This is a genomic window from Scrofimicrobium sp. R131, assembly GCF_040256745.1.
Classification (GTDB): domain Bacteria; phylum Actinomycetota; class Actinomycetes; order Actinomycetales; family Actinomycetaceae; genus Scrofimicrobium; species Scrofimicrobium appendicitidis.
Window position 1 is genome coordinate 470,430 of the sequence record NZ_CP138335.1, and the last position, 18,760, is coordinate 489,189.

The 18,760-nt window shown below is 61.7% G+C and carries 22 protein-coding genes and 1 pseudogene; 15 read left to right on the plus strand and 8 right to left on the minus strand.

Annotated elements, in window-relative coordinates; genetic code table 11:
• Positions 1-60 precede the first annotated feature (60 nt).
• Positions 61-1,317, plus strand: a complete 1,257-nt coding sequence (locus SAC06_RS02275) for an AI-2E family transporter (RefSeq protein ID WP_350258596.1) — start codon at positions 61-63, stop codon at positions 1,315-1,317.
• An 88-nt stretch (positions 1,318-1,405) separates the two neighbouring features.
• On the opposite strand, the gene SAC06_RS02280 is transcribed toward SAC06_RS02275, so the two are convergent.
• The 3 genes from SAC06_RS02280 to trhA form a co-directional block, all read right to left on the minus strand.
• Entirely contained in the window at positions 1,406-1,759 is a 354-nt protein-coding gene (locus tag SAC06_RS02280) for a hypothetical protein (RefSeq protein ID WP_350258597.1), read from the minus strand.
• A gap of 133 nt (positions 1,760-1,892) precedes the next feature.
• Positions 1,893-2,372, minus strand: coding sequence for a transcription elongation factor GreA (gene greA / locus SAC06_RS02285; protein WP_350258598.1), 480 nt, complete (start codon positions 2,370-2,372; stop codon positions 1,893-1,895).
• A gap of 110 nt (positions 2,373-2,482) precedes the next feature.
• Positions 2,483-3,160 carry a PAQR family membrane homeostasis protein TrhA gene (gene trhA / locus SAC06_RS02290; protein ID WP_350258599.1) on the minus strand — a complete coding sequence of 226 codons (678 nt, stop codon included), beginning with the start codon at positions 3,158-3,160 and terminating at the stop codon, positions 2,483-2,485.
• A gap of 213 nt (positions 3,161-3,373) precedes the next feature.
• Between trhA and SAC06_RS02295 the strand changes: the two genes are divergently transcribed.
• Positions 3,374-4,132: an isoprenyl transferase gene (locus tag SAC06_RS02295; RefSeq protein WP_350258600.1), complete on the plus strand. Its 759-nt coding sequence runs from the start codon at positions 3,374-3,376 to the stop codon at positions 4,130-4,132.
• On the opposite strand, the gene SAC06_RS02300 is transcribed toward SAC06_RS02295, so the two are convergent.
• The 3 genes from SAC06_RS02300 to xseA are packed head-to-tail and all read right to left on the minus strand — an operon-like array spanning position 4,129 to position 6,718.
• Positions 4,129-5,076 carry a carbohydrate kinase gene (locus SAC06_RS02300; RefSeq protein WP_350258601.1) on the minus strand — a complete coding sequence of 316 codons (948 nt, stop codon included), beginning with the start codon at positions 5,074-5,076 and terminating at the stop codon, positions 4,129-4,131. The genes SAC06_RS02295 and SAC06_RS02300 overlap by 4 nt on opposite strands.
• A gap of 36 nt (positions 5,077-5,112) precedes the next feature.
• The gene (locus tag SAC06_RS02305; protein WP_350258602.1) at positions 5,113-5,355 is read right to left on the minus strand and encodes an exodeoxyribonuclease VII small subunit; all 243 of its coding nucleotides are present in this window, start codon (positions 5,353-5,355) and stop codon (positions 5,113-5,115) included.
• Positions 5,356-5,395: 40 nt separating this feature from the next.
• Entirely contained in the window at positions 5,396-6,718 is a 1,323-nt protein-coding gene (gene xseA / locus SAC06_RS02310; RefSeq protein ID WP_350258603.1) for an exodeoxyribonuclease VII large subunit, read from the minus strand.
• A gap of 85 nt (positions 6,719-6,803) precedes the next feature.
• Here xseA and SAC06_RS02315 point away from each other — a divergent pair, with 85 nt between their 5' ends.
• The 4 genes and pseudogenes from SAC06_RS02315 to SAC06_RS02330 all read left to right on the plus strand — a co-directional run bounded on the left by SAC06_RS02315 (position 6,804) and on the right by SAC06_RS02330 (position 9,611).
• Complete coding sequence (locus SAC06_RS02315; RefSeq protein WP_350258604.1) at positions 6,804-7,835, plus strand: 4-hydroxy-3-methylbut-2-enyl diphosphate reductase; 1,032 nt, start codon at positions 6,804-6,806, stop codon at positions 7,833-7,835.
• A gap of 62 nt (positions 7,836-7,897) precedes the next feature.
• Positions 7,898-8,980 (plus strand): redox-regulated ATPase YchF, encoded by a 1,083-nt coding sequence (gene ychF, locus SAC06_RS02320; protein ID WP_350258605.1) that lies wholly within the window; start codon positions 7,898-7,900, stop codon positions 8,978-8,980.
• A 40-nt stretch (positions 8,981-9,020) separates the two neighbouring features.
• Positions 9,021-9,299: pseudogene (locus SAC06_RS02325) on the plus strand (type II toxin-antitoxin system RelE/ParE family toxin); the annotation flags it as partial.
• Between the two features lie 12 nt (positions 9,300-9,311).
• Positions 9,312-9,611: a HigA family addiction module antitoxin gene (locus tag SAC06_RS02330; protein ID WP_350259141.1), complete on the plus strand. Its 300-nt coding sequence runs from the start codon at positions 9,312-9,314 to the stop codon at positions 9,609-9,611.
• A 138-nt stretch (positions 9,612-9,749) separates the two neighbouring features.
• On the opposite strand, the gene SAC06_RS02335 is transcribed toward SAC06_RS02330, so the two are convergent.
• Complete coding sequence (locus SAC06_RS02335) at positions 9,750-10,049, minus strand: hypothetical protein (protein WP_350258606.1); 300 nt, start codon at positions 10,047-10,049, stop codon at positions 9,750-9,752.
• 286 nt (positions 10,050-10,335) lie between these two features.
• Between SAC06_RS02335 and SAC06_RS02340 the strand changes: the two genes are divergently transcribed.
• Entirely contained in the window at positions 10,336-10,569 is a 234-nt protein-coding gene (locus tag SAC06_RS02340) for a FitA-like ribbon-helix-helix domain-containing protein (protein WP_350258607.1), read from the plus strand.
• Positions 10,566-10,976 carry a type II toxin-antitoxin system VapC family toxin gene (locus SAC06_RS02345; protein WP_350258608.1) on the plus strand — a complete coding sequence of 137 codons (411 nt, stop codon included), beginning with the start codon at positions 10,566-10,568 and terminating at the stop codon, positions 10,974-10,976. Before SAC06_RS02340 ends, SAC06_RS02345 begins: the two co-directional genes overlap by 4 nt.
• 198 nt (positions 10,977-11,174) lie before the next feature.
• Here SAC06_RS02345 and SAC06_RS02350 read toward each other — a convergent pair whose 3' ends face one another.
• Positions 11,175-11,690, minus strand: coding sequence for a tetratricopeptide repeat protein (locus SAC06_RS02350; protein WP_350258609.1), 516 nt, complete (start codon positions 11,688-11,690; stop codon positions 11,175-11,177).
• Positions 11,691-12,033: 343 nt separating this feature from the next.
• On the opposite strand from SAC06_RS02350, the gene SAC06_RS02355 reads away from it, so the two are divergent.
• The 7 genes from SAC06_RS02355 to SAC06_RS02385 all read left to right on the plus strand — a co-directional run bounded on the left by SAC06_RS02355 (position 12,034) and on the right by SAC06_RS02385 (position 18,751).
• Complete coding sequence (locus tag SAC06_RS02355) at positions 12,034-12,330, plus strand: putative quinol monooxygenase (RefSeq protein ID WP_350258610.1); 297 nt, start codon at positions 12,034-12,036, stop codon at positions 12,328-12,330.
• A gap of 443 nt (positions 12,331-12,773) precedes the next feature.
• The gene (locus SAC06_RS02360; RefSeq protein ID WP_350258611.1) at positions 12,774-13,280 is read left to right on the plus strand and encodes a hypothetical protein; all 507 of its coding nucleotides are present in this window, start codon (positions 12,774-12,776) and stop codon (positions 13,278-13,280) included.
• Between the two features lie 252 nt (positions 13,281-13,532).
• Positions 13,533-16,151, plus strand: a complete 2,619-nt coding sequence (locus SAC06_RS02365) for a phosphoenolpyruvate carboxylase (RefSeq protein WP_350258612.1) — start codon at positions 13,533-13,535, stop codon at positions 16,149-16,151.
• 142 nt (positions 16,152-16,293) lie between these two features.
• Positions 16,294-16,731 carry an ASCH domain-containing protein gene (locus tag SAC06_RS02370; RefSeq protein WP_350258613.1) on the plus strand — a complete coding sequence of 146 codons (438 nt, stop codon included), beginning with the start codon at positions 16,294-16,296 and terminating at the stop codon, positions 16,729-16,731.
• A gap of 194 nt (positions 16,732-16,925) precedes the next feature.
• Positions 16,926-17,828, plus strand: a complete 903-nt coding sequence (locus SAC06_RS02375; RefSeq protein ID WP_350258614.1) for an ArdC-like ssDNA-binding domain-containing protein — start codon at positions 16,926-16,928, stop codon at positions 17,826-17,828.
• Positions 17,829-18,011: 183 nt separating this feature from the next.
• Positions 18,012-18,485: a PTS sugar transporter subunit IIA gene (locus SAC06_RS02380; RefSeq protein ID WP_350258615.1), complete on the plus strand. Its 474-nt coding sequence runs from the start codon at positions 18,012-18,014 to the stop codon at positions 18,483-18,485.
• On the plus strand, positions 18,482-18,751 hold the full coding sequence (locus tag SAC06_RS02385) for a PTS sugar transporter subunit IIB (protein WP_350258616.1): 270 nt from the start codon (positions 18,482-18,484) through the stop codon (positions 18,749-18,751). Before SAC06_RS02380 ends, SAC06_RS02385 begins: the two co-directional genes overlap by 4 nt.
• The last annotated feature ends 9 nt before the right edge of the window (positions 18,752-18,760 follow it).

Below are 18,760 nucleotides of genomic sequence, written 5' to 3' on the forward strand. Positions count from 1 at the left end.
GCCAGGCACCAACTTCAAGTGTCCCGCAAAATCATAGCCAGCGGTAGTGCAGGAGGAAATATGTCCACACAAGGCAACGCGCATGTCCCAGGCCCGCCGCCGGTGAGCCGCGCTCTGCGCGTAGCTGCGGCCTGGTCGTGGCGTCTGCTGGTGGTGATTGGCCTGGTGGCGGTGATCCTGTGGATTTTGAATCCAGTTCGGACCGCCGTCATCTCCATGCTGATCGCGCTGCTGCTGGCAGTCCTGCTGAACCCGCTGGTCAACTGGCTTCAACGCCGCCTCAAAATGGGGAAGACCGGCGCGGCGGTGGTGGGCTTCCTAGTGGGGGTGCTGCTGATCCTGGGCATCTTCTCGCTGGTGGCGAATCAGCTGATTTCCAACAGTCGTTCGCTGGTGAACCAGACGCTGGAAGGGATCAACGAATTCCTGCTCTGGCTGAATGACACTGCGCTTGGGGCCGAAAACACGGGGGTTTCCGACCTCCTGGATGACTTCCAGACCCAGTTGATGAGCTTCCTGCGTGACCACAGTTCCACGATCGCTTCCGAGGCGCTGTCAATCGCCTCGTCCGCTGCCGGGCTCGTTGCCAGCGCGATCGTGGTTGTGTTCGCGCTCTTCTTCCTGCTCAAAGACGGCCGATCCATGTGGATCTGGTTTGTGCGCACCCTGCCCGAGTCGGCGCGGGAACAGACGCACGAGGCGGGAATCCGCGGTTGGGTAACGCTGAGCTCCTACGTCCGTACGCAGGTGCAGGTGGCAGCCATTGATGCGATCGGGATCGGCTTGGGTGCGTTCTTCCTGGGGATCCCGCTGGCCATTCCGATCACCGTGCTGGTCTTCTTCTTCTCCTTCATCCCCATTGTCGGCGCGTTCATTTCCGGCGGGATCGCGGTCTTCATTGGCCTGGTCAACAACGGGCTCACCACCGCCGTCATTATGCTGGTGGTCGTCCTGGCGGTGCAGCAGATTGAAGGAAACCTGCTGCAGCCGCTGCTGATGAGCCACGCGGTTTCGCTGCACCCGCTGGCGGTGGTGCTGGTGGTGACCATCGGCTCGCTGGTGGCCGGGATTCCGGGCGCGCTGTTCGCGGTGCCGCTGCTGGCCTTCATCAACTCGGTGGTGCTCTACCTGCACGATCACGATCCGATGCCAAGCCTGGCCACAGACATAGATCGGCCGGGGGGAGCGCCCGGGACGCTGGCCCAGCAAATTGAGAACTCGTACCGCTCCGGCACTTCGACGGTCAAGGTTTTGCGGCGCAAGTCCGAGTCGGAAAGCGCCGAGTCGGAAAGCGCCGGGTCGGAAAGCGCTGGGTAGACCCGGGCCGGGCGCTCATTGATGGCCGAGTCGGCCGCGGGTATTGCCGGCCACCGGCTGGTGCGCGAGGTGACAGCCGGGTGGCCGGCTAGCTGAGCTCCACCTCGAGCACAGTTTGCTGAGTGGTCAGCCCCTCCAGGTAAACCAGGGTGCACGAGGCGACCCGCCCGCGTTGGATTTCGCGGACCTCCAAGTCGGACCGGGTGGTGGTGGGCAGGTTTTGGGGAACAAAGGGGTTGCCGCCGTTCGCCCCCGCCGACACGTGGGCCAGGTTCAGATAGGCGATTCCGGTGTCGAGGTCTCGCACCGCCGGGTGCGCGGACGGGATCGTCCAGTCCGGCCGATCCTGCTTTCGTGCGGGGCGCTGATCGGCAAACCAGGTCAGCTCCACCAGGTGCCCCACGGGGATGGGAGCCGGATAGTTCAAAGTAATCTTCCGCATGGGGCCATCCTAAAGTTCTAGCGGGAACTCGGCTCGGTGGGAACGGCGGCGGGGAGCGGAGGAGGCTCCGGTCGTGCCTGACAACCGAAGCCTCCGGGAGGGGAGCCGAGGCGCCCCAAAAACTGAGCGGTGCCTACGCCTGGTAGGGGATCACCTCGAGAATCTCAACGACGATTTCCTTGCCGTTGGGAGCCTCGTAAGAGACGGTGTCACCGCGTGAGGCGCCGAGCAGCGCCTTTCCGAGGGGGGCCTCCGGTGAGTAAACGGTGATCCCAAGGTCGCCACCGGCATTGCGCGAGCCGAGCAGGAACTTCTCTTCTTTGCCCATAATCTTGGCGGTGACCACCATGCCGGGTTCAACGACGCCGTCGTCCGCGGGGGTTTCACCCACCTCGGAGTTCTTGAGGATCTCTTCCAGCTGGATGATCCGCGTTTCGTTCATGGACTGCTCTTCGCGGGCAGCCTGGTAGCCGCCGTTCTCCTTCAAGTCGCCTTCTTGGCGGGCTGCCTCGATCAGGCGGGCAATCTCCGGGCGCCGGCGTTCCACGCGGTCCTGAAGTTCGTTCTTAATAGCGTCGTATTGGGCTTGAGTGAGCCACTTTGCTTCCGACACGACTACCTCCTAAATGAAAATCGGCGCGGGCCCGCGCCGAAAGATAAGAGAAGCTTATCAAGACAATGCCGGAATCGGAGACCGGAGCCTCCCGGCCAACCAATGTGGGGCTACAGAATTGCCAGGTAGGCAGCGACGCACTGGCAGGCCCACGCTAGCACCGTGAACAGGTGGAAAATCTCGTGAAACCCAAACCAGTGCGGCCATGGGTCCGGACGCTTCAGAGCGTAGACCACCGCGCCGATCGTGTAGAGGACCCCGCCGACAATGATCAGGATGACGATAGCTGGCCCGCCGATGGTCCAAAAAGAGGGGAGGAACCAGATGGCCGTCCAGCCGAGCACGACGTAGATCAGGGTGGAGAGCCAGCGGGGAGCGCTGGGCCAGGTCAGGTTGATCAGGATCCCGAGGGCGGCCCCCACCCAAACGATTGAAAGGAGGACGACGCGCTGAGTTCCCTCAAGCAGCGCCACCGTGATGGGGGTGTAGGTTCCGGCAATCAGCAGGAAAATATTGGAGTGGTCGAGGCGGCGCCAAAAAGCTTGCAGGGGAGGCGTCCAGTAGAACAGGTGGTACATGGCGGAGACGCCGAACAGGATCAGCGACGACGCCAGGTAGACTGCACTGGCCCACTTGGTGGCGGTGGTGGGTGCCAGGATCAACAGGACGATGGAGGCAGCTGTTGACAGCGGGGCTGCCACCAGGTGAATCCAACCGCGTAGGCGCGGCTTTTGGCTCACCGGCTGACCCGGAATCCATTCGACCGGTTTGAGCGATGCAACTGGCATGGGGAGTACCTCCGACAGATAGTTCGCTGTGGTATTGGATGCCTGTCCGAACTCAAGCTTACGCTACCGTAACTTAGGTAGCTACCGTTTCCATCTGAAGTCAGATTCATGGTAATACAATGAGATCCGTGCGATACAATGACTGCCCGGAGGCGCAAGTAGGCGCTTCCAGCCGCCTTCAGGCAGCTCCGGACCCAACTGGGGAGGAAACAAGTGGCGGTTAATCTTCTGTACGGGGTGTATGAGCGCCGACTCCAACGGGCCCTGCGCTACGCTCCGATCCCCAGACACATCGCGGTGATCCTCGATGGGAACCGGCGCTGGGCGCGGGCGGTTGGCTCGGCCCCCAGTGTGGGGCACAAGGCCGGTGCCGACAGGATCGGCGAGTTCCTGGAGTGGAGCGAAGAACTTGGGGTGGAGGTTGTCACCCTGTGGATGCTGTCGACGGACAACCTGATGCGGGACGAGGACGAACTGCAGCAACTGTTGGAAATCATCATTGGCAGCGTGCAGTCGTTGGCGCGGCGCCAGCGCTGGCGGCTCAGCCTGGTCGGCGATCTGGATCTGCTGCCCGCCGACGCGGCTGAGCGGCTCCGCCAAGCCGTTTCCACCACCGAGTTTCTGGACACCATGCAGGTGAACATCGCGGTTAGCTACGGGGGGCGGCGCGAGTTGGTGGATGCGGTGCGGGAACTGCTGGTCGAGGCGGAGGCGGACGGGAAAACTCTGGGACAGGTGGCAGGCGAGCTCAGCGATGAGGACATCACCGCACACCTGTACACGCGAGGTCAGCCCGACCCGGACCTGGTAATCAGGACTTCGGGTGAGCAGCGCCTGTCCGGGTTCATGATGTGGCAGGCGGCCCACTCGGAATTCTACTTCTGCGAGGCGTACTGGCCCGACTTTCGCCGGGTCGACTTCCTGCGGGCGCTGCGCGCCTACTCGCAGCGGGAACGCCGACGGGGGCGCTAACGCTTTAGTTCAGCCAACCAGGGTGGGTTTGCCCCGGCTCGCGAAACCGTGATGGCCGCGACCGCTCCCGCCTCGTCCAGCAGGTCTTTCACTGCCGCCTCGTCGAGGTGGTCGAGCCGATCCGCCCCCGCGCGGAAGGTGAGGCCCCGGCGCCAAAGCGCGTCGATCAGCCCGCCCATGAAGGAGTCGCCCGCCCCGACCGTGTCGACCACGTTCACCGGCTGGGGTGGTGAGCTGACCTTGCCCCCCGACCGAAGCCAGGCGGTGGGCCCGTCCCCGCCGCAGGTGACGACCACCAGTTGGGCGGGGGATAGCTCGAACCAGGCCCGAGCCACCTCGTCCAGACTGGACTCCGGATAGAGCCAGGCCAGGTCTTCGTCGGAGACTTTGATCAGGTCGGCGCAGGCGGCAAATTCTTCCACCCGGGCGCGGACCTGGTCCCGATCGGGCGTGAGAGTGGGGCGGACGTTGGGATCGTAAGTGATCAGTGCCTGGTTCCGAGCCCGCCGGAGCGTCTCCAGGACGATGCCAGCCCCGGGCTCGGTGGCGGTGGAGATGGACCCGGCATGGACGAAGGCTGCCGTGGGTGGGATGGGCACCTCGGCCGGGAGGACCCAGGAAAAGTCGAAGATATACGAGGCGGAGCCGGAGGAGTCGATCTGGGCCAGGGCGGTGGAAGTACGGTCAAGTGCGTAGCTGCCGGCCCCCAGGCGGACGCCAGATTCGTGTAGGTGGCGCAGCACCTGCAACCCATGGTCGTCGTCAGCCAACGCCGTGACCAGGTTGACCGACTGTCCGAGGCGCCCCAAGGTCAATGCCACGTTGTAGGGCGAACCGCCGGGATGTCCGACCGGCACCTGGTCGGTCCCCTCATACTTGATTAGGTCGACCAGGGACTCGCCAATGATGACTGCGCGGTCCTTAGTTGGGTTCGCCTCCGGCACGGTTCCTCCATCGCAACGCTAGGGTGTCAAGCGGTCCTATTCTACCGGTTGAGAGCTGGAATCCGGGTTCCCCTGCAGTGCCTGATCGATCCGCTGCTGGGCTGCGGTGAGGATGTGTTGGCAATGACGCGAAAGTTCCTCACCCCGCTGCCACAGTTTCAGCGTCTCCTCCAGGGGTGCGCTGCCAGTCTCCAGGGTCTGGACGATGTCGCGGAGCTGATCGCGGGCCTGCTCATAGGTCAGGGCGGCAATGTTGTCGGTGGGTTCAGCAGTGCTCATCAGGGCTCTTTCGTTCGTGATTACAGTCGGGCTTTCGTGGTTACAGTCTGGTTGGGTCGGAGTCAGCGTCGGTGGGAGCGGTCGGGGCGATGGTTCCCTCCGGGTTCACTCCCATCACCTTGACGATGAAGGTGCCTTCGGCCAGCACCCCTTCGAGCAGGTCCCCGCGCTGCAGATCGTTGGCGCTGCGGACGATCTGGCCGCCCGGGGCCCGCAAAATTGTGTAGCCGCGGGCCAGGGTTGCCTGCGGGGAGAGTGCCCGGAGGGAAGACTGCAGTCCGGTGAGCAGGCCTTCCTCCCGACTGACCCGGCGGGTGAGGGCCGCGCCCAGGCGTAACTGCTCGGCCGCAATTAGCTGGCGTTGCTGCTCCAGCGGGGCGCCCGGATGAACCATGACCGGTCGTGAAGTCAGTTGGCTCAACAGTTCGCGTTCCCGGGCGAGGCGACGGTCGACCGCGCTTCGAAGGCGGACCATCCCCTGCTGGAGTTGGGTTTGCAGTTCGACCACGTCCGGTACGATCCGCCGAGCGGCATCCGTTGGGGTTGAGGCCCGATAGTCGGCCACCAAATCCAGGAGGGGGGCGTCCTCCTCGTGTCCGATGGCGGAAACCAAAGGCGTGCGACAGACAAACGCCGCTCGAACCAGCCGTTCGTCCGAGAACGGCAGCAGGTCCTCCACCGATCCGCCCCCGCGCGTGACCACGATGACGTCGACCTCCGGGTGGGCATCAAGCTCCTGGATGGCGGCGCTGACCTCATCCACACACCGTTCGCCCTGTACCGCAACTTCCCGGATCTCAAACTGGGTGGCGGGCCAACGGGCCAGAGCGTTGACCACCACGTCCTCACGGGCCTTGGCGTTCCGGCCGCAAATCAGGCCCACCCGCTGGGGAATGAATGGGAGGGGCACTTTGTGCTCGGGGCGGAACAGCCCTTCGGCCGCCAGCTGACGGCGCAACTGCTCAATTTGAGCCAGGAGGTCCCCCTCGCCCTCAATCAGAATCTTGCCAGCCCGCAGCGACAGGTTCCCCCGGGTTTCCCAGAAATTGGGCTTAACCTGCAAAATGACCCGGGCGCCCGGCTCAAAACCAGGCCCGGCCGCCTCGACCACGCCGGGAAAAGTCGTGACGTTGATGGACACGTCCGCATCCGTGTCGCGAATGACGAAGAAAGCCATCCGGGTCCCCGGGCGGGGTTTGTACTCCATAATTTGGGCTTCGACCCAGAGGGCGGGCATCCGGTCGACATACTCACGCATCTTCTGGGCGAGCAGGCGCAACGGCCACGGGTTGTCCGGGGTCGTCTGTCCCGCCAGGGGCGCGAGCTGGCGCTGGGGATCCGGGGCCGGTTGGTAACTGTTCACCCTCCTAGGTTGCCACCAACCTCCGACAGATGACAGTTGCCACCCTCACGCTGTGGAAAACCTGCTGACGGGTAGCATGGAAGGCATGAGTGAAACTTTGGTCCCGAACCTGAATACTCGGAAAGTTCTGCTGGCGGCCCCCCGCGGCTACTGCGCCGGGGTGGATCGGGCGGTCGAAGCGGTCGAGCGCGCGCTGGAACTGTACGGCGCCCCCGTCTACGTGCGGAAAGAAATTGTGCACAACAAGTTTGTGGTGGAGACACTGACCAGTCGGGGAGCCATCTTCGTGGAGGAAACCGACCAGGTGCCGCCCGGCTCCCACCTCGTCTTCTCCGCCCACGGGGTTTCGCCGCAGGTGCGTGAGTCGGCGGCGGCTCGCGACCTGTTGACGATTGACGCGACTTGCCCGCTGGTGACCAAAGTTCACCGGGAGGCGGTCCGGTTCGCGCGCGAAGAATACGACATTATCCTGGTGGGCCACGTCGGCCACGAGGAAGTGGAGGGCACACAGGGAGAGGCGCCTAACCACATTCAGGTGGTCGGTGGGCCCGACGAGGTGGATCAGGTCGTGGTTCGAGATCCCGAGCGGGTGGTTTGGATTTCGCAAACTACCCTGTCGGTCGACGAGACGATGGAAACGGTGCGCCGGCTCCGGGAACGGTTCCCCAAGCTGCAGGATCCGCCATCGGATGACATTTGCTACGCCACCCAGAATCGGCAGGAGGCCGTGAAGGCAATCGCGCCGCAGGTGGAAGTGATGCTGGTGGTCGGCTCGGCCAACTCGTCCAACTCGGTGCGGCTGGTCGAGGTGGCCAAGGATCACGGGGCGGAGCGGGCCTATCGGCTCGACGCCGCCAGTGAGCTGCAGCCGGAATGGTTCGACGGTGTGACGCGGGTCGGACTGACCTCCGGCGCCTCCGTTCCGGAGATTCTGGTGCGCGACGTGCTCGACTGGTTGGGCGAGCACGGATTCGGCGAGGTGGAGGAAGTTCGCACCCAAGTGGAAACCACCACGTTTGCCCTGCCGAGGAACCTGAAGAACGCGCTGGTGTCCGAGGGGCTTTTGCCCGCGCAGGTGCCCGGGGGGCGGGTTCCGTCCAAGAACCACACCCGCTAGTGCCGACTGGTCGGACTATTGCGCCCAGTCAGTGAACTGGAGATTTTCGGTATGCTGGACACGTGTCTTTGACTATCGGAATCGCGGGACTGCCCAACGTTGGCAAGTCGACCCTGTTTAATGCTCTGACCCGGGCAAGCGTGCTTGCCGCCAACTACCCGTTCGCGACCATTGAGCCGAACGTGGGGGTGGTTCCGCTCCCGGATCCCCGCCTGAACCAGCTGGCGGAAATCTTCGGCTCCGAGCGGATCGTGCCCGCCACCGTCTCGTTCGTTGACATCGCCGGCATCGTGCGCGGGGCATCCGAGGGGGAGGGGCTGGGGAACCAGTTCCTGGCCAACATCCGGGAAGCCGACGCGATCTGCCAGGTTACGCGAGTCTTCGCCGATCCGGACGTGGTCCACGTCGACGGAAAAGTCGACCCGGCTGCGGACATCGAGACGATTTCCACCGAGCTCATCCTGGCCGACATCCAGACGCTGGAAAACCGCCTGCCCCGCCTCGAAAAAGAAGTGCGAGCCAAAAAGGCTGACCCCGAAGTGCTCGCCACCGCAACCAAGGCGCTGGAACTCCTCGAAAAAGGCGAGCTGCTGTCCGGGCCGGCCGGATCCAAACTGGATCCGAAGATCTTGCGCGAGTTCCAGCTCATGACCACCAAGCCGTTCATCTTCGTGTTCAATATGGACTCGGCGGCGATGGAGGACCAGCAGCTGCAAGAACAACTGCGGCAAATGGTGGCTCCGGCCGATGCGATCTTCCTGGACGCGGCCTTCGAGGCGGAACTGGTTGAGCTGGACGAAGAGGACGCCAAGGAGATGCTGGCCGAGGCGGGGCAGGCCGAATCCGGCCTTGACCAGCTCGCCCGAGTCGGCTTCCACACGCTGGGATTGCAGACCTACCTGACCGCGGGCCCGAAGGAGGCGCGCGCCTGGACGATTCATCAGGGGGACACCGCGCCGCAGGCGGCCGGGGTGATCCACACTGATTTCCAGAAGGGATTCATCAAGGCCGAGGTGGTCAGCTTTGAGGACCTGGTCGAGTTCGGCTCGGTCGCTGAGGCGCGCGCCAAGGGGCGGGTGCGGATGGAGGGCAAAGACTACGTCATGCACGACGGCGACGTGGTGGAGTTTCGGTTTAACGTGTAGCGTTATTGACGGATCGCGTTATGTCTGGCATGCTTTTGATGTGATCAGATCGTTCGCCGACCGGGAGACGGAGCATGTGTGGCTCCGCGAGCCTGCGAAGCGGCTTGATCCTCGGATCCACAAGGTCGCCAACAGGAAGCTGCATCTCCTGGATGCCGCACCGACGTTGGAGGCTCTGCGGGTTCCACCGGGCAACCGCCTTGAGGCCCTGAAGGGTGACCGGGCCGGCCAGCACAGCATCCGTATCAATGACCAATGGCGGATCTGCTTCCGGTGGACGGATGCGGGTCCCAAGGACGTGAAGATCGAAGACTATCATCGAGGAGGAACGATGTCCGAGAAGCTTTACCCACCCATCCATCCCGGTGAGGTTCTGATGGAGGATTTCATCGGGGGATTCGGTATCACGCAGCACAAGCTGGCCGTCGCGATTGGCGTCCCGCCCCGCCGGATCAACGAGATCGTGCACGGGAAGCGTGCGATCACTGCAGACACTGCTCTACGGCTCGGGCGCTACTTTGCGTTGGACCCCCAGTTCTGGCTGAACCTTCAGAGCCGGTACGAGTTGGAGGTCGCGCGGGATCGCGTAGCCGATGAGGTGGAAGCGATCAACCCGCTGAAGGTCGCATGAGCGTTGCATCCCCGGCGTTGCGGCTGCTCGCTGACGTCTCGCAGCTGAGCCAAATGATCGCCGCAAGGCGACTGGAGCGAGGTCGGCGACGGTGACTCAGCAATGGTCCGGATGCGAGGCGATGACTTCCTGGACCCTTCACGATCGCATTGTCGATCTGGCGACTGGGATGGAGTCGATCGCCGTCGACTCATCAACGAAGTCCTTGCTCCCTTCCGTGACGAGCGTGAGGGCAGCTTCCGTCGGTACGACTGGTCGCGGCGTGAACTCGGCGAGCCGGAGCCTGTACCTGGGGGAGAAGTGCTCGTCGTCGACCTCATCGGACTCGTCCATCCGGAGGCACTCCCTGCTCTGGACCTGACGATCTGGATGGATGTCCCGCTCGAGGTCGCTCGTGAGCGTGGGATAAGACGGGATGAGGCGCTGGGTCGCGACCATTCGCGACTGTGGGACGAGGTGTGGGTCCAGAACGAGATCGCATTCACCCGGAACTACTCGCCTCGCGAGAGCACTGAGATCCTGTACTCAGCATGATGGTCCTCCGTGCCGGAACCCGGTGGAGTTTCGGTTTAACGTGTAATCAGCTCTCTCGATCGTTGATCCGATCATCGCCTCGGTTCCCTGGTCATGAGGGACCCGAGGCGGTGTCGTAGCGGGGCCCCGCCTCTGGGAAGGTTGTTGCACACGATGCAATCATGATTGATATCAGAGAAGGTGGTTGCCGATGTCATCCATCATCGTTCGTGGTCTTGACGATGCCGTGAAACAACAACTTGCCGCGCAGGCGAAGGAGCACGGTCAATCCATGGAGGCTGAGGTTCGGGCCATCCTGACCAAGGAAGTGCGCAGGCCGCACATTGGTGTTGCGTTACTGGCAGCCGCTCGGGAGGTTGGTGGAGTCGAAGATCTGCTAATCCCAGAGCGTGATGACGTGGCGCGAGCGGGGGACTTCGGGTGATCGTTCTCGACACGACCGTCATCTCGGAGATCTCTCGACCATCTCCTGAGCGCCGGGTGGTGGACTGGCTTGAGTCCCTGGACGGTGACGTGGCGATTACGTCTGTGACTCTCGCGGAGCTGCTGGCGGGTGTGCGGCGCTTGCCCGACGGTCGGCGCAGGGATGAGCTGGCCAGGCGCATCGACGCGGCGATCGCACCGTACCGAGGCGGCCACGCCGTGCTACCTTTCGATGACGTGGCCGCCGACCGTTGCGCCGACGTGCTTGTGGCTCGAGAGAGTGCGGGAGCGCCGATCAGTACCGCTGATGCGCAAGTCGCCGCGATCTGCCTGGTGCACGGTGCAGTTTGCGCCACTCGCAACTTGAAAGCCTTCCAGCACACCGGCGTCAAACTGGTGGACCCTTAGGAGGTCGGTGCGTGAAGGATTATTCGATCGCGATCCTCACCCACTAGGAACTCGCTGGGACCATTCTGGTCGACTGGGGACGATGGCGACTGATGGTTCCGACCCACCCCTCGGTAATCGACCGGTCGACTATAGATTGTTGGTGAGTAGAGTCAGCCCCCAAGATTGCATTCGCTCTGGATATAGTGGATGCCACTCTTAATTGTGAGTGGGGTCGTCGCAAGGGGCAGCGTCGGTGAGCGCGGCAGCATATTCACGCATGGACTGGTGGTACTGCGGTAGGAACTCGATTTGTGACTCGATTGCCACGCGAAGGGCTTCGTCTTTCCTGCCCGCGCTATGGAGAGCAAGGGCGAGTACGATGCGAGGAGCTGTGCCCGTTGATTCGTGTGCTGGTGCGGCGCTCAGAACGGCGATTGCCTCATCTAGTTGGCCGAGATTGCGGAGAGTTGAGCCGTACTGAACTGCGAGCTGAGCGTGTCGAGCGTCATCCAGACCAAGCTCAAGTGCGCGCCGGTATTCCGCTGCTGCTTCTGCCTCGTAATCCATCGCGTCGAACATGCTGGCTAACTCGAAGGAGGCGCGGCCATCGGAAACAGGGCAGGAAGCAGCAAGCTCCCGCATCGCGCGGATGCCTTCGTCCTGGTTGAGCGAGTCAAAGTTTCGCCACAAATCTGCAACTGCGTCTTCCCACTTGCCTATCGGTGATGTCATGGGGTCCAGTCTCACATGTCGTAGTCAGCCGTTCGCTATGGAACGGCGCTTGTCGGGCATTGGTGCTTCTTGCTGACGCTTGAATGAGTGCCAGGTTGGTTGCTAGAGGCCCAACCTGTCTGGAGCACTCGACGCGGGGATTGCCTTGTGCAGGTGTGCGGGTAGGCGCCGCTGGCTGCGCTGCTGGTGGCGCTGGATGGGTGTGCTGCCAAGTTCCTCCGATGTTCGTGGAGGTGTGCCGGCCCGAACTCTTGTGCCGCGCATGTAAAAGGGCTCCGATTACGTACCGAGCCATTGGTGTCGCAGGGGAAAAGGAGTATGGCTCGGGCGAAATAATAACTGCATGGTCAAAACATCGGACGCGGTCCAACTGGCGGGCTACCTGATTTGCCAGGGCAGAGACGAAGTCGAAATTGTGGAGCGCTACCTGCCCAATCACATCGAATTGACGCTGGCCGAGGCAGGATGTCTATCTTTTCGAGTCGAGCAAACCGAGGATCCGCTTGTTTGGATGGTTGCCGAGAAGTTTTCCGATGAGCGCGAATTTGCAGATCACCAGACGCGGGCAAAAGCGAGCGAATGGGGCCAAGCAACCGTTGGGATTAAACGAGACTACGAGGTTCAGTGCGGGGTACAGTAGCGCGGTTTAGTCCGCGATTGGACGGTAAAACCAAGGGTGCCTGCTTGATCTCATTTGCTGCTCTTGGTGGGTGGAGTCTGAGGAGCTTGACCCAAATTGCTGACTGGTCGGGAATTTGTGCCCAGTCGTCGGTGCTGCTCATTTGCTGTTCGTTTGCGAACCCCGGTCCTCTCCCATGACCCCCAGATACTCTCGGCCGTAGTTGCCACCTGGCGGCAGCCCACAGCCCAATCAAATCAGGGCCTGTGTGCCCACCAGCAACAGTTCTTTGGAGCCGGAGTATTGCTCCTGAGTTTCGCGGTGTGCCGGGCAGGGCTGGTGTGCCATGTCGTTTCTTTGCAAAGGCAAACAGACTTCGGTGGGCGACGCAAAATATGAGAAGAGGAGATAGTCAGTTGGATTGGGGAAGTGTTGCAGAGTGGGTAAGTGCTGTTGGCGGGGGTATGGCAGTCTTCGCGGCCTGCGTTGCGTGGCGTGTGAGCAAAAACCTGCTCAAAGTCGAGAAGGACCGCGACCAGCAACTCGCAGCAGCCAAGCATCGAGAGCAAGCTGAATTGGTTTTTGCCTTGGGAGCAAAACTCAGGGGCCGCCCCGAAAGTGAAGCATGGTCGATATTCCTGGTGAATGCCTCCTCAAAACCAATTTACGATGTTACCGTTCACAGTCAACACCTTGGAACCAGGGTGAAGAACCCTCCCCTGAAGCTGGGCGCGTTGCTTCCAGGACGATTTATTGCACCCAGCCATCCACAGTACAAATGGGGGCCGCTAATCGACTATGACCGGCTCGATGAGGGGGTAGAGCTCCTGCTTCGAGGCAAGGGGATGAAGATGATCACCAGTGTTGAGTTTATGGATGCAAGCAGAGTTTGGTGGCAACTCCTGGAGGGGACGGAGATATGCGAGAGGGAACGTTTCGAAGATCCAAACTACGAGAGCTTCGCTCAGTAGCACTCAAGGGTGTCCTGGTTAGGCCCTTGGTTTAGAGCTTGGCTCGCCAGTTGTCCTTTCGCGATGGAGACGAGGGTGTGAAGGCGATCGGCTCCAAACCAGCAGGTTGAACGTGGTGGGTCCGGAAAGGGTTCCGCAGGTCAGCGCTGCGAATCCTACTCAGACCCGCGACTGGTCGCACAAGTTCGACCAGTCGAGCTCAGGGCCTGAACTAAGCCTGACTTAAGTCCCGGCACGCGCTAGTGTTTTCCTATGCCTGAACTGAGGACCAATGCAAGTACCGATGAGTTGCCGGAGCAGATTAGGGCCGATGTCCGGCTGTTAACAACGCTGCTCGGCCGGGTCCTGAGCGAGAGTGGCTCTCCCAGTCTGTTTGAGGATGTTGAGGCGCTCCGCCACGCGACGATTGCCGCCTACCGGGACGACTCCCCGGAGGCTTTTGCCCAGGCTGCCGAGATTGCCGAGTCATTCACCGTGCAGCGGGCCGATGAGGTGGCGAGAGCGTTCACAGTGTACTTCCACCTCGTCAACCTGGCGGAGGAAATGCAGCGCATTCGTCAGGTGCGGGAGGGCCGCCCCGAAGTGGAGGGGGCGGTAGACACCATTCCCAAGGCGATTGCCCAACTCAGCCAGGAAATTGGCGAGGAGGCCGCGCGCCGTCACCTCGAACACCTTCGATTTCACCCGGTGTTTACCGCTCACCCAACCGAGGCTCGCCGCCGAGCGGTGGCCTCGTCAGTTCGCCGTCTGTCGGCTCTGTTGGCAGAGAGAGCGTTCACAACTCTGGACGAGGCGGGGGAACTCCGGATGGAGCGCCGACTCCTCGAAGAGATCGACACACTCTGGCGCACCGCTCCGCTACGTTCCATTCAGCCCGGCCCGGAGGACGAAGTCCGCTCCCTCATGGCCATCTTCGACGAGACGCTCTTCACCACCATTCCGCGGATTTACCGCTACGTTGACGACTCGCTTCAGGGCGAGAACGCAGGCCGTGAGCAGCCCATAGTTCAACCGTTCATGCGGTTAGGGACCTGGGTGGGCGGTGACCGTGACGGGAACCCGTTTGTGACGGCGTCAATCACCAAGAAGGCAATGGCGATTGCTTCCGATCACGTCCTTCGCGGCCTCCAGGCCACCGCGGAGCGGATCGCTCGCTCCATCACGCTCGAGGCGGACGAAACGCCGGCTTCTCCTGAGTTGCAGGATCTCTGGCAGCGTTTGGCAATGATTGACGAGGTGGGGGCGGCTGACGCCGAAGTGCGCGCTCCCAACGAGTCGCACAAGCAGGTGCTGATGCTGATTGCGACCCGCATTGCCGCCACCCGCACCAGGAACGCCGACCTGGCTTACGCGCACCCTGACGAACTGCTGGCAGACCTGCAGATTGTCCAGCGATCCCTGGTGTTAGCGGGCGCAAACCGGCAGGCGTACGGGTCGTTGCAGGTGCTGATTTGGCAGGTGGAGACGTTTGGTTTTCATCTGGCCGAGCTTGAGGTACGCCAACATTCGCAGGTGCACGGTGAGGCGCTGGCGGAACTCGAAGCTGGCGGTGAACTTTCGGATCAGACCCGGGAGGTGCTGGACGTTTTCCGCGCAGTGGCCCAGATTCAGCATCGATATGGTCCTCGCGCTGCCGGTCGCTACATTGTGTCATTCACCAGGTCGGCTGAAGACCTGGCGGCGGTCTACCGCTTGGCCGAGTACGCGGGGGCGGAAGTCACGCTCGACGTGATCCCTCTGTTTGAAACCTACAACGACTTGCGGAGCGCCCGGGCGGTTATGTCTGAGGCAGTTGAGCTCCCTCAGTTCAAGGCTCGGCTGGAGCAGACCGGGGGTCAGCTCGAGGTGATGCTCGGCTACTCTGACTCGTCGAAGGATGTTGGCCCGGTGGCCGCCAACTTGGCCCTCTATGACACGCAGGCGGAACTGGCCGAGTGGGCGCGCGCTCGCGGGTTCGAACTGACCCTGTTCCACGGCCGCGGCGGAACACTTGGACGAGGTGGAGGGCCCACCAATACCGCGATCTTGGCTCAGCCCCCACATTCGGTTGAGGGGCGGTTCAAACTCACGGAACAGGGCGAGGTAATTTTTGCTCGTTACGGCGATCCAACTATTGCCATGCGCCACATTGACCAGGTGGCGGCTGCGAGCCTAATGGCGATTGCCCCCTCGATTGAGCAGCGAAATGTGGCGGCAGCGACCAAATATTCCGCGGTGGCGGACCAGCTGAGCAAGGTTTCGCGGGCCCGGTTTGATTCCCTGATTCAGGCGGAAGGGTTTGCCCCCTGGTTTGCCACCGTCACCCCGATGGAGGAGATTGGGCGCCTGCAACTGGGATCGCGACCAGCTCGACGCGGCCTCTCGGTGGAATCGTTGAAGGATCTGCGGGCCATTCCATGGGTGTTTGCCTGGTCGCAGGCGCGGATCAACCTGGCGGGCTGGTTTGGGCTCGGGTCGGCGCTTGAGGCGGTAGGCGATTTGGAGTTGCTTCGTCGCGCCTATGAGGAATGGCCCCTGTTCAGGACGGTGATTGATAATGTGGGGATGAGTCTGGCCAAGGCTGACCCTCGAATTGCCAGGCGCTATTTGGAGCTCGGAGGTCGGCCGGACTTCACCGAGCTGATTTTGGAGGAAATGGACCTGACCACTAGCTGGCTGATTCGCATTGTCGGAGGCGAGAAGCTGGTGGAGAATCGGCCGGCCCTACGGCGGGCGGTGGAGTTGCGGAGCCCCTATGTGGATGCGCTTTCTCTGATCCAGCTGCGCGCATTGAGAATGCTGCGCTCGGACGAGGAGGCCGGTCCCGAGTGGGAGCATCTGCTCCTGCTGTCTGTTTCTGGCGTGTCGGCCGGGCTGCAGAACACCGGCTAATCCGCTCGAACATCCAACATTCACCTGGAAGGGGTTGGCGAGGCGGGTCTGGGCGGGTAGTGTCCTCAGTAAGTCCAAGGAAGGACCCGACAATGCTTACCTTTTTTCCGAGCGGTTTAAGGTGCCGATTGTGTGCCCGAGCATGAGTGACGACTGGGAAACCCGGCTCGCCCACCTACCCGTGGCGGAGTTTGCTTTCCCCGGTCCACTGCGAGACCGTCTAGTGGCGGCTGTTTTGCGCGGAACCAAGACGGCCACCTCGTTTCTGGCTGAAGAAGCGGCCAGACTGGGGGACCCTTGGCCGATGGCCGGCCAGCGCGAACTCGTGATTGACTCCGACGGGCGCGGAGTCTGTGTGACCGAGGTGGTGTCGGTACGGTCCTGCCGGTTGGCAGACGTTCCCGACGAGCACGCTCGTGGTGAGAACGAGGACTATCAGAACCACGTCGATTGGCGCCAAGCGCACGAGCGGTTCTGGTCAGCGCCGGAGTACCTTGAGGAGATTGGGGAGCCCCCCATTGTGCTTGATGACAACACCGAAGTTGTCCTGGTTCGGTTTGAGGTAGTCGAAGTTCTCTGAGAGGAGTCTGGCGGTTGGGCGGGCGGCACCGCCAACTCGCTGACTGGTCAGTCTTGTGCGCCCAGTCGAGCTGGCCTCACTCACAATGCCCCGCACCCCACGCTATCCACAGTTGCTGCCTGAGGGGGATGGGACGAGCGAAAGCTCCCTGCCAAAGTAGCCTCACCAACCAAATTGGGAGAGTGAGGCCAACCGTGAAAACCAATTCGCAGACCAAAGTGGATGCAGAGGCGCGCAAGCTGGAACGTCAGCTACGAACCCAGCGCTTGCAGGAGCAGATAGGGGAGCAAGTAGCGGAACTGGCAAACAGCGACGCTTGGCAGGCGATGCTGGATTTCGCCCGCAGATTCCACACGTACAGCTTGAACAACATGCTGCTGATCCTGTCGCAATTTCCGGAGGCCACCAAGGTAGCAGGATTTCGGAAATGGCAATCCTTGGGCCGTCAGGTCCGTCAGGGCGAGCGGGGAATCAAGATCTTTGGCTTTGCTGAACGCCGGATCAAAACATCCGAAGACGGTGGAAGTGAATCTGAACTGCCAGAGCGGAAGGTACGGTTTTTCCCACTCCTGACAGTTTTCGATATTTCCCAAACCGACCCAATCCCCGGAGCTGAGCAGCCTCCAGAGGTTGCGCATGCCTTGGTTGGGGCCGATGAGGCTGGCCTGTTTTCGTTGGCCCAAAGGTTCTTGCAGGAGCGGGGTTGGCCGGTACAGCGGCAGAGAATCCCGGGCAATGTCAATGGATTTGCAGAGATGAAAGGCCGCCGTCGGGTAGTGATCGAAGAGGACCTTTCACCTGCTCAAGCAGCAAAGACTTTGCTGCACGAGGCGGCCCACGTGGTCCTGCACGCAGACTTGGAGCTGCCGGCCACACGTGAGATTAGGGCAACTCGGGAGGTGGAGGCAGAATCCGTGGCCTACGTGGTGGCGGGTTACTTCGGGCTCGATACTTCTTCCTACACAATTGGCTATGTCACCGGCTGGAGTGGCGGGAACGTTGCTACCATCCGAAGCTCGGCTGAAAACGTTCTGCGGGGGGCCCACGAACTGGTCGAGTGGATTGAGGAGTCGGGAAGTCAAACGGAGGCGGCTTAGCTAGAGCGTTGGTCCTGCCAGGAGGGTCAGTTGGACAGTTAGGGAGGGATTGGTGGCAATTGATGACCCACCGGTACCGACCAAACTCTGTAGTTTGAATCACAGGTGAACTAGACTCCTGTCTAACTGGAGAAGCTTCAGGGCCCTCCAGGAAACTCAAGTCTCATCCAACAGGAGGCGACAGTGTCAGAAAACAGCTCACTACTAGAAATGCTCCCGGAATCAGCCATCATGGTTGATGCTGAGGCATCCGATTGGCGCGCGGCAATCAGACTTTCCGGTGATGCCCTCGTGGCTGGGGGAATTACAACCCCCGAGTACACCGACCAGATGATTGAGACAGTGGAGAAGCTTGGCCCCTACATTGTTATTGCTCCCGGATTGGCACTTGCACATTCACGGCCAACTGATGCGGTCCTGAAGACTGGATTGTCCTGGGTTGGCCTGCGTTCTCCGGTTGAGTTTGGCTCCAAACGAAACGATCCGGTTCGACTGGTAGTGGGCTTGGCGGCATTTGATCACCAAGAACACCTCCAGGCAATGTCCCAGTTGGCGATGTTGGTCTCTGACCCGCAGCGCCTCAACACGCTCGCCGCGCTAGACACCGTCGATGCAGTTCGCGAGGCGATCGCTTCCTTCGAAGGGAATCGAGAATGAAGATACTAACCGTGTGTGGGATGGGGATTGGCACCTCCATCATCTTGAAAATGAACACCGATAAGGCCCTCGATGAGCTCGGCATATATGCCGATACGGAGGCTGCAGATATTTCCTCCGCTCGGGGCGCCGCCGCCCAAGCAGACCTGGTCCTCACCTCGGAAGAGCTGTTGGAACAGCTAGAGGGAGTCAGCACTCCCAAGGAAGTTATCCACAACTTTACTGATGTGGAAGAGATCAAAGCCGCCATCCTGCGGCACGCCTGAAAGGGGTAG

Coding starts and splice junctions, on each gene's coding strand:
- SAC06_RS02275 (WP_350258596.1), top strand. CDS start 61: ATGTCCACACAAGGCAACGCGCATGTCCCAGGCCCGCCGCCGGTGAGC.
- SAC06_RS02280 (WP_350258597.1), bottom strand. CDS start 1,759: ATGCGGAAGATTACTTTGAACTATCCGGCTCCCATCCCCGTGGGGCAC.
- trhA (WP_350258599.1), bottom strand. CDS start 3,160: ATGCCAGTTGCATCGCTCAAACCGGTCGAATGGATTCCGGGTCAGCCG.
- SAC06_RS02305 (WP_350258602.1), bottom strand. CDS start 5,355: ATGAGCACTGCTGAACCCACCGACAACATTGCCGCCCTGACCTATGAG.
- SAC06_RS02315 (WP_350258604.1), top strand. CDS start 6,804: ATGAGTGAAACTTTGGTCCCGAACCTGAATACTCGGAAAGTTCTGCTG.
- SAC06_RS02330 (WP_350259141.1), top strand. CDS start 9,312: ATGTCCGAGAAGCTTTACCCACCCATCCATCCCGGTGAGGTTCTGATG.
- SAC06_RS02335 (WP_350258606.1), bottom strand. CDS start 10,049: ATGGTCGCGACCCAGCGCCTCATCCCGTCTTATCCCACGCTCACGAGC.
- SAC06_RS02340 (WP_350258607.1), top strand. CDS start 10,336: ATGTCATCCATCATCGTTCGTGGTCTTGACGATGCCGTGAAACAACAA.
- SAC06_RS02350 (WP_350258609.1), bottom strand. CDS start 11,690: ATGACATCACCGATAGGCAAGTGGGAAGACGCAGTTGCAGATTTGTGG.
- SAC06_RS02355 (WP_350258610.1), top strand. CDS start 12,034: ATGGTCAAAACATCGGACGCGGTCCAACTGGCGGGCTACCTGATTTGC.
- SAC06_RS02360 (WP_350258611.1), top strand. CDS start 12,774: ATGGCAGTCTTCGCGGCCTGCGTTGCGTGGCGTGTGAGCAAAAACCTG.
- SAC06_RS02365 (WP_350258612.1), top strand. CDS start 13,533: ATGCCTGAACTGAGGACCAATGCAAGTACCGATGAGTTGCCGGAGCAG.
- SAC06_RS02370 (WP_350258613.1), top strand. CDS start 16,294: ATGAGTGACGACTGGGAAACCCGGCTCGCCCACCTACCCGTGGCGGAG.
- SAC06_RS02385 (WP_350258616.1), top strand. CDS start 18,482: ATGAAGATACTAACCGTGTGTGGGATGGGGATTGGCACCTCCATCATC.